The sequence below is a fragment of the Microcoleus sp. N9_A2 genome, assembly GCF_036701775.1.
Lineage (GTDB): Bacteria > Cyanobacteriota > Cyanobacteriia > Cyanobacteriales > Microcoleaceae > Microcoleus.
Genome location: NZ_JAUBRH010000103.1, coordinates 1 through 13,084, shown reverse-complemented (window position 1 = coordinate 13,084; position 13,084 = coordinate 1). Strand labels below are relative to the sequence as shown.

Genomic DNA, 13,084 nt, shown 5'->3' with positions numbered 1-13,084 from the left:
TCTTCACTTTTTCGTAACTCATTTTTGATTAGTTGAATTTCTATCTGTTTTACAATTCTATCAGACTTTCGCAGGAGCTCTATTGAAAAATCCCACATCTTTGTTGTTCCCGACTACGCCCACTCCTTCTGGTTTTAACCTACCTTGATGAGACTGTAAGTTAATCTCACTCGTATCACTTATTGCCAGTACATGCTTCCGGGCCACCTGCTCTTGACAATGATCTGCTAAACTCCGCACTAGCTCTGATAATGTCACCTGCTCATTCTCCAAATAGCGATAGTAAGCAATTTGCTCGGCACGATTTCGGCTCATCTGCCGAATTATCACTGTCTGGTGTTGTTTCATTGACTCATACAATGCCGCCCCCTTTTTACCAACCTTGGATCTCCGAGGCCTCCACAAAAAAAATGATCCAACAGCTATGTGGGTTTAGCGAAAATTTCCACAAACCATTTTTGAAGATTGGGGAGGCGATTAATCTGGGTTTCAATTTCTGCCATAGCTAACTTGTTGAGTGTAACTCCTGTGGAGTAAATTGTTTCTACCAATGTCACTACTGGATTTTTATCCTTAAATGTGAGAGTTTTGGCGAAATTTACTACAGTCTCAACAGTATCCAGTAAACTACCATTCCAATGATTTTCCCACCAACCAAAACAACGTTCTATCGGGTTATATTTACTATGATATGGCGGATAATAAGCCAGTTGTAACGTCAGTTAAGATGATGTGGCGAAATCCAGAATCCGTTTCATAAACTGAGTGCGACGAGAATTATTTTCTGGTCCATTATCCTGATTGATGACCAATTTTTGAATGTGACTAAAACGGTGTTTGACCGTTTGCCACCAATTTTCAAGTAAGTCAACTATACAATCAGCCGTTAGTTTAGAAGTAACGAAGAATAAAAATAACTCGTTGTACTCAGGCAGAAAAATGCCATAGGGAATCACAGTTGATTCAGTCGCAAAATCGTGATCTAGTGCAATAGTTGGCATCCGAGTTTTACCACCTCGATCAAATTCTCCAACTTTGACTGCCGCCTTAGCATCAATGGAGATTCGGAGAGTATTAGGGTCATGGTCAGCTTCTGTATTAATTTGTGTTACCTGTTTAAAAATGGCTTCAGTTTCGGGGATTTTCTTGATGGGTTTAGTTTTAAGAACTCGTTTTAAGCTCTAACCCAAATCATTCAATCTTCGTCGAATTGTTTCTACTGAAGGTAGTTCTTCATCACTATAACCAAATTGTTCTATTAGTTGACGACGGACTTCACTGGCGGTGATTCGTGTATATAATCCTGTACTTTTAAAGCTAGGGTCAATTTGACTTTGTGGGTCTACTAACGATTTAATATCCTTCAAGAAGTTGGGTAATTTTGTTTCAACCCGTTGCCGCCCACTACGGTGGAACCCATCAATAATTGGCTGACCACTTTTCAACTCTTGCATCCCTTTACGGATGGTGCGTCTATTCCATCCCAACTCCCGTTCTGCCAAGGTTTGTCCACCTATTCCCAAACCTTTGACTACGAATGCCATGAATTGTCGTCTGTCAGTCCCTTTGAGTTTTTTAGCTGTTTTGATGTAAAGAGATTTGGCGTACTCAGTCAGTTTCATGATAGATTTTAGAGACATAAGATAGGCTGCACACTGAAGTTATCTTTCTGTTATTATAGGATCATTCATTCTGTGGGACTGTCTCCAAAGCCTGTTCTTCCGATTTGTTTTGCATGAATTAGGATGGGATTTTCCATGATTTATTTTGTTTCTAACTTCTCAAACCCAGTCTAGCTGGACTTGTGTGTACACGGTAGCCTTCTTAAGGGGGGGGGACAAGAGAAGAAGGGGACACTCTTGCTAGCGCTATCTCAACCGAGGCGACAGGAGAAGGGGACACTCTTGCTCCCCCCTTCTTAAGCTATGCTTTATAAACATCTTTCTTAACAAGAAAGTTGACAAAAATTAACATCTGTGCTGTTGAACGATTGGGCGCTCGCCCAGGAATGAGGTTAAAATGATCAATCAATGGGTAAGACAAGAATTAGAAAAAACTCAATTGGGAGACGCAAGAAGAACAAATAGATTCATGAAAATTGTTTCTAACTTGAGTAACAAACCAACATCCAGTGTACCTGAAGCTAGTGGAACATGGGCAGAAACTAAGGCTACTTACGATTTCTGGGATTCACCATATATAAAACCAGCTCAGCTTAGGAAAGGACACGTAGATGCGACGCTTTCAAGAATTAAAAATCATCAAATTATCTTGGCAATACAGGATACAACCGAATTAAATTATACTACGCATGAAGCAGTCAAAGGAGTCGGATATCTTGATAATAAATATGCTCATGGATTGAAAGTACATTCAACTTTGGCAGCAACAACAGAGGGGCTACCATTAGGCATGATCGACCAATATGTCTGGGCTAGAGAGCCAAAATTTTTAGGTAAAGCGGATCTACGTTCTCAAAAACCAACAGAAGAAAAAGAAAGTCAAAGATGGCTTGATGCTTTAAAAAACACGTCATCTATCATCCCGAATTCGCAACAAGTAGTCACAATTGCCGATAGAGAAGCTGACTTTTATGACTTGTTTGCATCTGCGAACCGTGAGAAAGCAGATTTTTTGATTCGAGCTACTCAAAACAGATGTTTAGAGTCTTCATCGAACCATATTAAAGAAGAGATGGAATTGGTCGAACCGCAAGTTACAATGACTGTGGAATTGAAGCGCAACCCGACTCGACCATTTCGACTGGCGACTTTAACTATTCGGTATAAAACCTTAACTATTCAACCCCCTCAAAATCGTGCTAAACAAGAGAAATTAAGTCCGATTAAACTGCAAGTTATTTTGGTCAGAGAATCCGAGCCACCTTCTGAATCGTCAGCAGTTGAGTGGTGGCTAGTGACCACTTTACCTATTACTTGTATTGAGGATGTGACTACTTATGTTAGATGGTATAGTTATCGGTGGTTGATTGAGCGTTATCATTATGTATTAAAAAGTGGTTGTGGCATTGAGAAGCTACAATTAGAAACAGCAAAAAGGTTAGAAATGGCTTTAGCTACTTATTCTATTGTAGCTGTTTGCTTTACATTACTTATGAAGCTCGGCTCGCGACCGATTCCAGTTGTGAAATTCTGTTAGAGCCTCCAGAATGGCAGGCTCTTTATGCAACAATTCATCACAAAATTTATTCTCATTCTTACCCACCGACTTTAGGAGAAGCGGTTGGTTGGATTGCTAAATTGGGAGGTTTTTTGGGACGGAAACATGATGGTGTTCCAGGAGTTAAGACGTAAGGATTCAGGTGAAAAATAGTTCATTCAGAGCCGAGAAATATGGTAGTGTAGTCAGATGAGCGAAAAACCAGAGCTAGCAGCACTGAAAATGGAAATAGTTGAGCAGTGGAGCCGTGAGGAACTGTTCAAACTTGTGTTGAGACAACAGAAGCTCATAGAAAAATTAGAACAAGAACTCGAAAAGCTCAAAGAGAGACAGCCGAGTAATAGCAAAACATCATCGAAACCCCCATCAAGCGATCTCATACAGAAATCAGAGACAGCCAAAGTTGATAGCTCAAAAGAGTCTGAGTCCGAGCCCGCATCGCAAACCAGGAGGACAGCCTGGACATATCGGCAAAACCCGAAAAGGGTTTGGACGAGTCGATAGATATCAAATCAGCACTCCTGACACTTGTGAGCATTGTGGCAGCAGAGAATTAAGTGAGATGATTGGTTACAGCAAGCAGCAGGTAGCGTGTTTAGTTGCCAGACCAATTGAAGTAGTGGAATATCGACGGGTCAAATGTCAGTGTAATGAATGTGGAGCCATAGTGATTGCACCCGTCTCACCGGGTATAGTGCCAGGACAAGATTTGAGTATCGACCTACAAGCATTATTGGTATGGTTAGGTAATTATGGGCACATATCCTATGAAAAGCAACAAGAATTTCTGAGAGAATTAGGTGGAATTGAAATTGGGATAGGTACTTTACAAGCTACAAATGCGCGGGCAGCCGATGCCGTCAAGCCTGCCATTGAAGACTTGTGGAAATGGGCACCGTTACAAGCTAATGTCCATGTCGATGAAACCCCGTGGTGTGTCAAGGGCATCAAAGAATGGTTATGGACAGCCACAGGTCAAGATTTTTGCCTTTTTCATGCGGCAGACACTCGAAGTAGAGCAGAATTAGAAACAATGCTGGGGCATCAGTTTGCTGGAGTGTTGAGCTCTGATGATTTTAGTGTATACAACGGTGTTGAGGTGGGAGCGCAGCAGAAATGTTTAGCCCATCTAAGACGACATTTTAAGAAAGTTCTGCTTCTGGGTCACGGTAATAATACTGTAGTTGCAGAGGAATTTTTGGATTTAATTGATGAGGCATTCCGACAACATCGAAAATGGCGCGAGCAGCCTGAAGAACTAGATTATCATACTTGGGCGAGGGACTTTAAGGTCAGGCTGGCAGCATTATTAAATACTTGGCAAGGTCATGTTGGTTATGCTGCTGGACTTTTACTACGTTCGTTGCGTGAGAAAGCGCACCAATGGTGGTATTTTTTAGACCACCCTGAAATTCCCCCTGACAATAATTTGGCGGAACGTTCTCTGCGACTAGCTGTGACTAAACGTAAGGTATCTGGGGGTTCCCGCTCCATGTTTCGGTTTGAACAAACTGCTGATTTGCTATCTGTGATTCAGACTTGTAGATTTCAAGGTAAAAGTGCAATGTCTTTTTTCCGTGATGCTCTATCTGCCCATTCTTGTAACTTTTTCATGCCTTCTCTGATTCCACAATCTTAGACCTGAATCCTTACGTTAAGACTTTGTGGCGTGGATTGAGAAGATTGGATGATATTACGATGGGTTGGCTGCTATTTAATCAACTGAAAACAACTTGAATCGGTATGTTTAGAGGTTTAAAATAGCTGTTATGACAAATTATGTTGATGATCTAAGTGATAATTTTGGTAAACCGCCGCCAAGGGCAGAAAAACATTAGATTGCTGTTTGTCCAAAATGTGCCATCGGGAAAAACCCCCAGATCCCTTGAGCAAACTCATTACAAGAGGCAGATATCAATGAACATTTTTTGCAGGATAATTGCCATTCAATCAGAAGCGAGATCCCCAATGGCTCCTACACAAGTAGTTACTTTTGTCAAATTTCTTGTTAAGAAAGATGTTTATAAAGCATAGCTTCTTAAGGGGGATTTAGGGGGATCTGGCCTCGGCAACAAACGAGAAATACAAAATGTGCGATCGTACACAACATAAACCATAAAGTTCGATCGCTCTTCCTCTTCAACCCCTCTGAGCTCGGGTTTTGTCTGTCTAGACGCGATTTCAATCGCCCGCTACTACGCCGCTACCACAATGACTGCGATACTAATGGTAAAGATACAATCGAGCCTCCCCAAAAGACTCCCCCAAACCATGTCCAAGCAAAAAAAGACCCCAGCCAAAACCTACACTGAAATCAACCTCAGCGACCCGCAATACTACTTCAACCGAGAACAAAGCTGGCTAGAATTCAACAACCGCGTGCTCCACGAAGCCCTCGACCCCCGCACGCCCCTCCTAGAAAGACTCAAATTTCTCGCTATTTTTAGCTCAAACCTAGACGAATATTTCATGGTGCGCGTAGGCGCCCTCAAACAGCAAGTAGAAGCAAAAGTCAGCAAATTGACCTCCGATGGCAGCACTCCCCAACAACAGCTAGATGCCATCAACAAGCGGCTTTTGCCGATGGTTACTCAGCAACACGCCTATTTTGACCAAACCTTGCGGCCCAAATTAGTAGCAAGCGGCATCTACATTCTCGACTACATCGACCTGAATCAAGAACAGCGCAATTACTTGCACCGCTACTTCAAAGAACAAGTATTTCCCGTACTCACACCCCTAGCAGTTGACCCCAGCCACCCATTCCCCTTCCTTTCAAATCTCAGCCTCAATTTAGCAGTAGTAGTCAGAGACCCCGACACCCGCGAGGAATTGTTTGCCCGCGTCAAAGTCCCGCAGGTATTGCCCCGATTTTTGCCACTACCGGGGGATTTGCAGTGGCAGCAGAGGGGCAAATCTCCTGTGTGGACTGGTGTGCCCCTAGAACAGGTAATCGCCCACAATTTAGAGGCTTTGTTTCCCGGAATGGACATTCAGGAATATCACCCCTTCCGCATTACTCGCAATTCCGATTTGACTGTGGAGGAAGATGAGGCAGAGGATTTGCTGCTGGCGATAGAACAGGAGCTCCGCAAGCGCCGGTTTGCAGGTTCTGCGGTGCGGATGGAAATCCAAGCGATTATGCCACCTGCGCTGCGAGATATGCTGATGGAGGAGCTGGATCTCGGTGAGCAGGATGTTTACGTCGTAGAGGGGCTGCTAGGCCTCAAGGATTTGATGTCTTTTGTGGGGTTGCCGGTGCCAGAACTGAAAGATCCGGCTTGGACTCCGGTAGTGCCGCCGCGCTTGCGGAACTCGGAATCGCCAATGATTTTAGGCAAATCGAGGTTGGATGTTGAGGATGGTGAGGATATTTTCACCGCCATCCGCCAGGGGGATTTGATGCTGCACCATCCTTATCACTCGTTTGCGGCGACGGTGCAGCGGTTTATTACTGAGGCGGCGCACGATCGCTCCGTGTTAGCCATTAAGATGACTTTATACCGCACTTCTGGTGATTCGCCGATCGTCAGTTCTTTAATTGAAGCAGCGGAAAACGGCAAGCAGGTAGCCGTTTTAGTAGAGCTCAAAGCTAGGTTTGACGAAGAAAATAATATTAATTGGGCTCGCAAGTTAGAACAAGCAGGAGTCCACGTAGTTTACGGTTTGGTGGGACTCAAAACTCACACCAAGATTGTGATGGTAGTGCGTCGCGAGGACGGGTACATCCGCCGCTACGTGCACATCGGCACCGGCAATTACAATCCCAAAACAGCCGGACTTTATACCGATGTGGGTTTGTTGAGTTGCCGCGAGGATTTGGGTTCGGATTTGACGGATTTGTTTAATTATTTGACTGGTTATTCGCGGCAGGTATCTTATCGAAAATTGTTGGTGGCACCGGTCAATATGCGCGATCGATTTTTAGCTTTAATCCGGCGCGAGGCAGAATTCTGCCGCTTGCAGGCCGAAGGCGGCATCGGTAGCTGTGGCCGCATTGTCGCTAAAATGAATGCTTTAGTTGACCCTCAAATCATTGTTGCTTTGTACGAAGCTTCGCAAGCGGGAGTTAAAATTGATTTGATTATCCGGGGGATTTGCTGTTTGCGTCCCGGCGTGGAAGGTGTTAGCGAAAATATCCGAGTTATCAGTATTATCGGTCGCTTTTTAGAGCATTCTCGGATGTTTTATTTTTTCAACGGTGGCGACGAAGAGGTGTATATTGGTTCTGCTGACTGGATGCAGCGCAATCTCACAAGACGGGTTGAGGCAATAGTTCAGGTGGAAGACGAGACAATTGCTAAGGAGTTGCAAGAAATTTTGGGGGTAATGCTGGCTGACAACCGCCAAGCTTGGGATTTACAGTCTGGGGGACACTACTCTCAGCGGCGGCCGCCTGCTAATTGCCCGGAGGTTAGCTCCCAGCAAATTTTGATGGACATGGTGATGAATTAGTCAGTTGACAGTTGACAGTTGACAGTTGACAGTTGACAGCTTGCCCTGAGCTTGTCGAAGGGTTGTCAGTGGTCAGTTGTCAGTGGTCAAATTTGCAGTCACTCGTTGTCAGTTCTTGTTAGCTATTAAGCTGTACTGCATTTAATTTTAACTTTTAGGGCGGGCAAGATGCCCGCCCCACAAAGTTTTAATACACCGAAATATGCAGATTAAATGCGCGACAACTAACAACTGCCAACCAACAACTGCCAACCAACAACTGCCAACTGCCAACTGCCAACCAACAACTGTCAATTGTCAATTGTCAACTGTTAAAAGTGCGCTTGAATTCTTCTAACAAATCGTCAATTTCTTCGATCGCCTGACTCACATCTATTCTCAGGGCTCCCAAGTCCGATCGATCTAACAGCCGCACGAGGGATTCCCGCTTGCTCTCGATCTCTGCTACGCGCTCTTTGATTGTTTGTGCATCCATGATTTTTTGCCCTTGCTACTATTAACAAAAATATTTGACATTCCCCCCTGCGAACAGACGGAGATTCTTAATTCACCTACATACCTTTCTGGGCCGATTCTTCACTTTTTTTATATTGGAAGTGATGAACCTGCTCAGGGCTTTTTGGTCTGTGTTATAGTTTGATTGTACATCAAAACTTCAGCCAAACTTTAGCCAAATTTTAGCGCAAAAAAGGCGGACGTTTGGTATCTGCGGGTTTATTTTTCATCATTCCAGCTAAAAATCGCTTCAGGGCCTTCTCTCGGTTTTTCATAAAAGCAGCCCAAAATCCCGGTTGATATTCATCCATCGTCTTGGCTAGGGCCCAGACATCGATCGCTAAAATATTATAAAGCCTTTCATCTTCGCGTTTGAGCGAGTTAATCTGCTCCAGAACCGCCTTGTTTGCGACCGCAGTTTGTTTGTCTTCGTCTTTAATCATGTCCGAAAAATGGTTGAAAGGGCAAGAGTGTCGATCGCGATCGCCACTCTGTATACTTTGATGATACTGCCGATCTCGATTGCCTTCTGGAACCAACGCCGCGCAATTAAAACGGATATTTACCGATGGCGCGCCCGGGCGAGTCCGGCTGGATAAGCTTCTGAAGCTAGAGACAAGACTGTGGATGCACACCGCTCCCGCGCTCATAGATGCTAGCAGTTTTTCTAGGTCTTTTGGCAAAAAAACTAAATTTATTCAAGACTTTTTGACAGATAATAATTAAAGTATATTATTTCTGTCCGACTACTTACCTCACTAATATGTTACGTAAAATTTCTTTAGCAAACCTAGCCTTAGTTGTGGGCGGTATTATAGCAGCAGTCGGGTTCGGAGCCTACTTCACAGACAGACCTACCCTGAACCTAGCCGGTTTTTTTTATGGAATTCCGCTGTTGCTGGGAGGTTTGGCCCTCAAAGCGGCCGAACTCGAACCAGTCGAGTTCACCGAACCGACATCTCCGGCAGTTCTCCTCCTGCGAGAAAGTCAGGCTACAGATACTCAAAACCAAGTCCGCAAAGATATCACCCGATTTCGCTACGGTCAACCCGCGCACTTAGATGATGCTTTGGAGCGCTTGGGTCTGGCCCCAACAGACGAGGAACGGCCCCTCTTGCAAGGGTTGCGGGAAGTTGATGTTGACGGTGCTTATGGGTTAATTTTAGAGTTTTATTCGCCACTAATCCCGATCGAACTCTGGGAAGAAAAGCAAGACAAAATAGCTACTTTTTTTGGACCAGGTTTGCGCGCACAAGTAAGTCAAAAGGCTGATGAAAAAATTGAATTGGCTTTAATTAAAAATACTCAAGCTTAAAGTCGTCTTAAGTTTTGAGCGCGCGAGTTTTGAAGTTACCACTTAATAATTAATCCTGCATCAGCCCAGATACTGATTTTAGCGGCAGCGTGAAACCTGTCGCTATCAACAAAAGCTCAATCCGCAATTGGGCGATCGCGCAAATTAGATTTCCCTTAATTAAAATAGTAGTTGAGAACGGATCGGCAACCTTAAATCAGGAGAAGCACAAATGGTTTCGTCCCAGAGTAGGATAGGTATTATCGGCGCCGGAACATCAGGGGTTTATCTGGCAATTCTGCTGATTAAACAAGGATTTCAAGTTACCTTGTTTGAAAAAGCCCCCCCATCCGCGCACGGATGGTTGTGGTATCCTGATTGTGCAAGCAGGTATGGAAGCGCTGCATCAAGGCAACCCTCAAATTAGCCAGAAAATTATTAACTCAGGCGATCGGGTTAAAGTATTCGAGTTTCGCAACCTGCGTGGCGGTGTCATAAGTTCCGAGCCCGTCACCTACGAAGAAAACGAACTCCCAGGAATGCTGGTACATCGCAAAGCTATACTAGAAGCGCTCCTCGATGAGTTCCCCCCTGAGTGTATTCATTTTAATGCAGAATTAGCATCGATCGCCCAAACCGAGCACAGTGCGATCGCCCACTTTAAAGATGGCACTAAATGGGAAGGCGATCTCTTAATTGGTGCCGATGGAATCGTCTCAAAAGTTCGTCAATTTATAGTTCCCAACGTACAACTATTCTATTTAGGCGATGTCGTCTGGCGAGGAATAGTCGAAGATAGCAGCTTCTGTCCAGAAGGAAACTTTTTTGTTTATGTACGCGGTAGGGGAATTTATGCCAAGTTCTTTCACCTTGGTGGAGGTCGCACTCATTGGGGTTTCTTTATTGAAAAAGAGCGCACCGAATCTGAAATAGGTAAACTGCAACCTAATAATATCAGCATTCCTCCCAAAGAACTAGCAAAACTCCCAGATGATGCGCGAAATGTGATTGAATCAACCCCTGTAGAAAATATTGTCTGTCGTTTTTCCTATGACATAGACCCCCTACCAAAAATCTATGATGGTCGTGTTTTATCTTAATTGGAGACGCGGCCCACGCCAAAAGTTCCACACGCGCCAGAGGAATGACATCAGGTTGGGAAGATGGTTTGTGTTTAGCAAAACATCTTGCAGATAGTGCGAATATTCGCGAAGCCTTAGAAAGCTTCCAAACAGAAAGACTCCCCATAGTCCACGAATATCAACGCACTAGCCGTGAAATGAGTCTGAAGATAGGTCGTCGTTAGCCCAATGAAAAATTATCAATATACCCAGAGACCCGACTTTTTGAAGAAATCGGGTATTTCAGAAAAAAGCATTTTACTCGATCGCGTTTTGTAAAGAAACTGGAGGCCGATTTAATGAGTAACGATCCTGTAATTCATCAAGATACCGTCAACTCTCTCAACTCTCCCGATTTGGATAAAGTTCCTGACATTTTTACTCGTCATCTTGGCACTTGGCAAGGTGAGTATATTAAAACCGATACTCGCGGACATTTTTCTCGCAGATTCTTCGGTAATTTTACCATCTGGATTGAGGGAATTCACTACAGACAAGTTAACAATTATGAATATTCAGATGGTTCTCGCCTCCAGCTCAATTTTCAAGGTGAATTTGAAAATCGGATTCTGAAAATGTCTTCTAGCAGTTATTCTAATTTTTCGGCGATTGCCTGGGATGCAGGCCAGGAAACCGTTTGCTTTCGGGCCACTAAAACCCAAGATAACGCACTGATTACCTTCGTTGAAACAATGACATTACTCAGCAAAAATCAGCTAGTTCGTAGCACTCAAGCCTTTAAAAATGGCATTTTTGATGGTATCTCCTTTATTGAGGAAATACGTTTGTCCTAAAGAAAGTAGACTTGCATTGCCAAAGTCATAAACTAAACTATCTTGAAAAAAATCTGCGTCGATCTGTGTCGCTCTGCTTTTCATCTGCGGTCAATTTATCGATAGAAGATTTATGCAATGCAAGTCTAGTATACATAGCAAAAAACGCCGATTTTTTCACTACAAATAATATTTTTCTCTTGTCTATTTCTGTCGCCCCTCTGTGGAACAGGCGTCCCGCCTGTAAATTTCTGCGGTTATTAAAAATAAGATTGCTAGAGTGCAAAAAACAAGCTAAAAAAAGTTAATTAATATTAACAAACAAGCGAGAACGAGTAATAAAACGCTCTCCATCCGGCCCTTCCAGGGAAAAATCGCTGCCTCCGGGCCCCGATGCCACATCTATAATTAACTGCGTGTGCTGCCAATTTTTGTATTGCTGGGCTGCAATATAAAAGGGACAACCGCCTATTTCGCCCAGCAATACGTCACCATCACCGATTATCAATTCGCCATCGGGAAAGCACATGGGGGAACTACCGTCGCAGCAGCCGCCGGATTGGTGAAACATCAATTCTCCGTGTTGAGTTTTGAGGTAATCTATTAGTTTTAAAGCAGCTTCTGTTGCGGTGACTTTTGCGATCGTTTCCATTTTAGAACAAGGAAGATGGAAGATGGAAGAAGAAAAGTTTTTTATTCTTTCCTCTGATCTCTTCCTAATAACTGACAACTAAATGATATCACATCCCGGCTTCATCGGAATTATTCAGATATCTCTTCTCGACATCTGCGTGAATCAGCGTCCATCCATTGTCATCTGCGGTTAATAAATTCTTTTTTTTAACCGCAGATGAGGGCAGATAAACACAGATTAACGCAGATGAATTATATCAATTCCAGTTGTATGGAATTTGATATGACTTAGAAGAAACCTAATGCTTTCGGGCTGTAGCTGACCAACAAATTCTTAGTTTGTTGATAGTGATCCAACATCATTTTGTGATTTTCGCGGCCGATTCCCGATGATTTGTAGCCGCCGAATGCTGCGTGGGCCGGATATAGGTGATAGCAGTTTGTCCACACGCGACCTGCTTGAACGGCGCGGCCCATGCGGTAGGCGGTGTTGATGTCGCGAGTCCAAACTCCTGCACCTAAACCGTAGAGAGTATCGTTGGCAATTTCTAAGGCTTCGGCTTCGTCTTTGAAGGTGGTGACTGCTAATACTGGGCCGAAGATTTCTTCTTGGAAAATTCGCATTTTGTTGTTTCCTTTGAAGACGGTCGGCTGGAAATAATAGCCGTCTTGTAAGTCGCCAGATAAGGTGTTTATTTCGCCACCAATTAGACATTCTGCGCCTTCTTCACGCCCGATTTTGACGTATTCGGCGATTTTTTCCATCTGGTTGATGGAGACTTGCGCGCCGAGGGCGGTTGTCGGATCTAGGGGGTTGTCTTGTTTTATTTGGCGGATGCGCGAGATCGCCCTTTCTGTAAATCGATCGTATATTGACTCCTGAATTAACGCCCGCGAGGGACAAGTGCAAACTTCGCCTTGATTGAAAGCAATAATGGTTAAAACACTCAATGTCGGCTCAAGGGTTTTATCGTCGTTCACTCCCCGATTCTGCTATTGCCTTTTCCTGGCTCTTCTGTACTTATTGTGCTCAAATATTAGTTAAGTGTTGATAAAAATTGTGCTACCAGAATAAATTATGAACAAGTTAATGACAAATATTCTAGATTTACCCGGTGTCATAGTAGAAGATT

12 protein-coding genes and 3 pseudogenes are annotated in these 13,084 nt (G+C 43.8%); 9 read left to right on the top strand and 6 right to left on the bottom strand.

What is annotated here, in order from left to right:
• Nucleotides 1–84: 84 nt before the first annotated feature.
• Both QUA44_RS29345 and QUA44_RS29340 read right to left on the bottom strand, forming a co-directional pair.
• Nucleotides 85–348, bottom strand: a pseudogene (locus QUA44_RS29345) (IS4-like element ISSysp3 family transposase); the annotation flags it as partial.
• Nucleotides 349–422: 74 nt separating this feature from the next.
• Nucleotides 423–1,622: pseudogene (locus QUA44_RS29340) on the bottom strand (ISAzo13 family transposase).
• Between the two features lie 397 nt (nucleotides 1,623–2,019).
• Between QUA44_RS29340 and QUA44_RS29335 the strand changes: the two are divergent.
• The 4 genes and pseudogenes from QUA44_RS29335 (at nucleotide 2,020) to ppk1 (ending at nucleotide 7,635) form a co-directional block, all read left to right on the top strand.
• Nucleotides 2,020–3,159: an IS4 family transposase gene (locus tag QUA44_RS29335; RefSeq protein ID WP_333257081.1), complete on the top strand. Its 1,140-nt coding sequence runs from the start codon at nucleotides 2,020–2,022 to the stop codon at nucleotides 3,157–3,159.
• Nucleotides 3,099–3,314 carry an IS4 family transposase gene (locus tag QUA44_RS30840; RefSeq protein ID WP_445243714.1) on the top strand — a complete coding sequence of 72 codons (216 nt, stop codon included), beginning with the start codon at nucleotides 3,099–3,101 and terminating at the stop codon, nucleotides 3,312–3,314. The genes QUA44_RS29335 and QUA44_RS30840 overlap by 61 nt, the downstream gene beginning before the upstream one ends.
• Before the next feature lie 55 nt (nucleotides 3,315–3,369).
• Nucleotides 3,370–4,819, top strand: a pseudogene (gene tnpC / locus QUA44_RS29330) (IS66 family transposase).
• Between the two features lie 632 nt (nucleotides 4,820–5,451).
• A complete protein-coding gene (gene ppk1, locus QUA44_RS29325; RefSeq protein WP_333257079.1) occupies nucleotides 5,452–7,635 on the top strand; it encodes a polyphosphate kinase 1 in 2,184 nt (727 codons plus the stop codon).
• A gap of 304 nt (nucleotides 7,636–7,939) precedes the next feature.
• Here the strand turns inward: ppk1 and QUA44_RS29320 are convergent, their stop codons facing one another.
• A complete protein-coding gene (locus tag QUA44_RS29320) occupies nucleotides 7,940–8,110 on the bottom strand; it encodes a hypothetical protein (RefSeq protein ID WP_015176488.1) in 171 nt (56 codons plus the stop codon).
• 202 nt (nucleotides 8,111–8,312) lie between these two features.
• Nucleotides 8,313–8,813, bottom strand: coding sequence for a hypothetical protein (locus tag QUA44_RS29315; protein WP_333257077.1), 501 nt, complete (start codon nucleotides 8,811–8,813; stop codon nucleotides 8,313–8,315).
• Nucleotides 8,814–8,893: 80 nt separating this feature from the next.
• On the opposite strand from QUA44_RS29315, the gene QUA44_RS29310 reads away from it, so the two are divergent.
• The 5 genes from QUA44_RS29310 to QUA44_RS29295 all read left to right on the top strand — a co-directional run bounded on the left by QUA44_RS29310 (nucleotide 8,894) and on the right by QUA44_RS29295 (nucleotide 11,339).
• A complete protein-coding gene (locus tag QUA44_RS29310; protein ID WP_333257074.1) occupies nucleotides 8,894–9,445 on the top strand; it encodes a DUF2854 domain-containing protein in 552 nt (183 codons plus the stop codon).
• Nucleotides 9,446–9,656: 211 nt separating this feature from the next.
• The gene (locus tag QUA44_RS30835; protein WP_445243713.1) at nucleotides 9,657–9,851 is read left to right on the top strand and encodes an NAD(P)-binding protein; all 195 of its coding nucleotides are present in this window, start codon (nucleotides 9,657–9,659) and stop codon (nucleotides 9,849–9,851) included.
• Nucleotides 9,757–10,524 (top strand): hypothetical protein, encoded by a 768-nt coding sequence (locus QUA44_RS29305; RefSeq protein WP_333257072.1) that lies wholly within the window; start codon nucleotides 9,757–9,759, stop codon nucleotides 10,522–10,524. The genes QUA44_RS30835 and QUA44_RS29305 overlap by 95 nt, the downstream gene beginning before the upstream one ends.
• 44 nt (nucleotides 10,525–10,568) lie before the next feature.
• A complete protein-coding gene (locus QUA44_RS29300; RefSeq protein ID WP_333257069.1) occupies nucleotides 10,569–10,730 on the top strand; it encodes a hypothetical protein in 162 nt (53 codons plus the stop codon).
• A 114-nt stretch (nucleotides 10,731–10,844) separates the two neighbouring features.
• The gene (locus QUA44_RS29295) at nucleotides 10,845–11,339 is read left to right on the top strand and encodes a hypothetical protein (protein WP_333257067.1); all 495 of its coding nucleotides are present in this window, start codon (nucleotides 10,845–10,847) and stop codon (nucleotides 11,337–11,339) included.
• A 283-nt stretch (nucleotides 11,340–11,622) separates the two neighbouring features.
• On the opposite strand, the gene QUA44_RS29290 is transcribed toward QUA44_RS29295, so the two are convergent.
• Together QUA44_RS29290 and QUA44_RS29285 are read right to left on the bottom strand one after the other, a co-directional pair.
• The gene (locus tag QUA44_RS29290) at nucleotides 11,623–11,970 is read right to left on the bottom strand and encodes a DUF779 domain-containing protein (RefSeq protein WP_333257065.1); all 348 of its coding nucleotides are present in this window, start codon (nucleotides 11,968–11,970) and stop codon (nucleotides 11,623–11,625) included.
• Nucleotides 11,971–12,239: 269 nt separating this feature from the next.
• Nucleotides 12,240–12,932, bottom strand: coding sequence for an aldehyde dehydrogenase family protein (locus QUA44_RS29285; RefSeq protein WP_333257062.1), 693 nt, complete (start codon nucleotides 12,930–12,932; stop codon nucleotides 12,240–12,242).
• Nucleotides 12,933–13,084 lie beyond the last annotated feature (152 nt).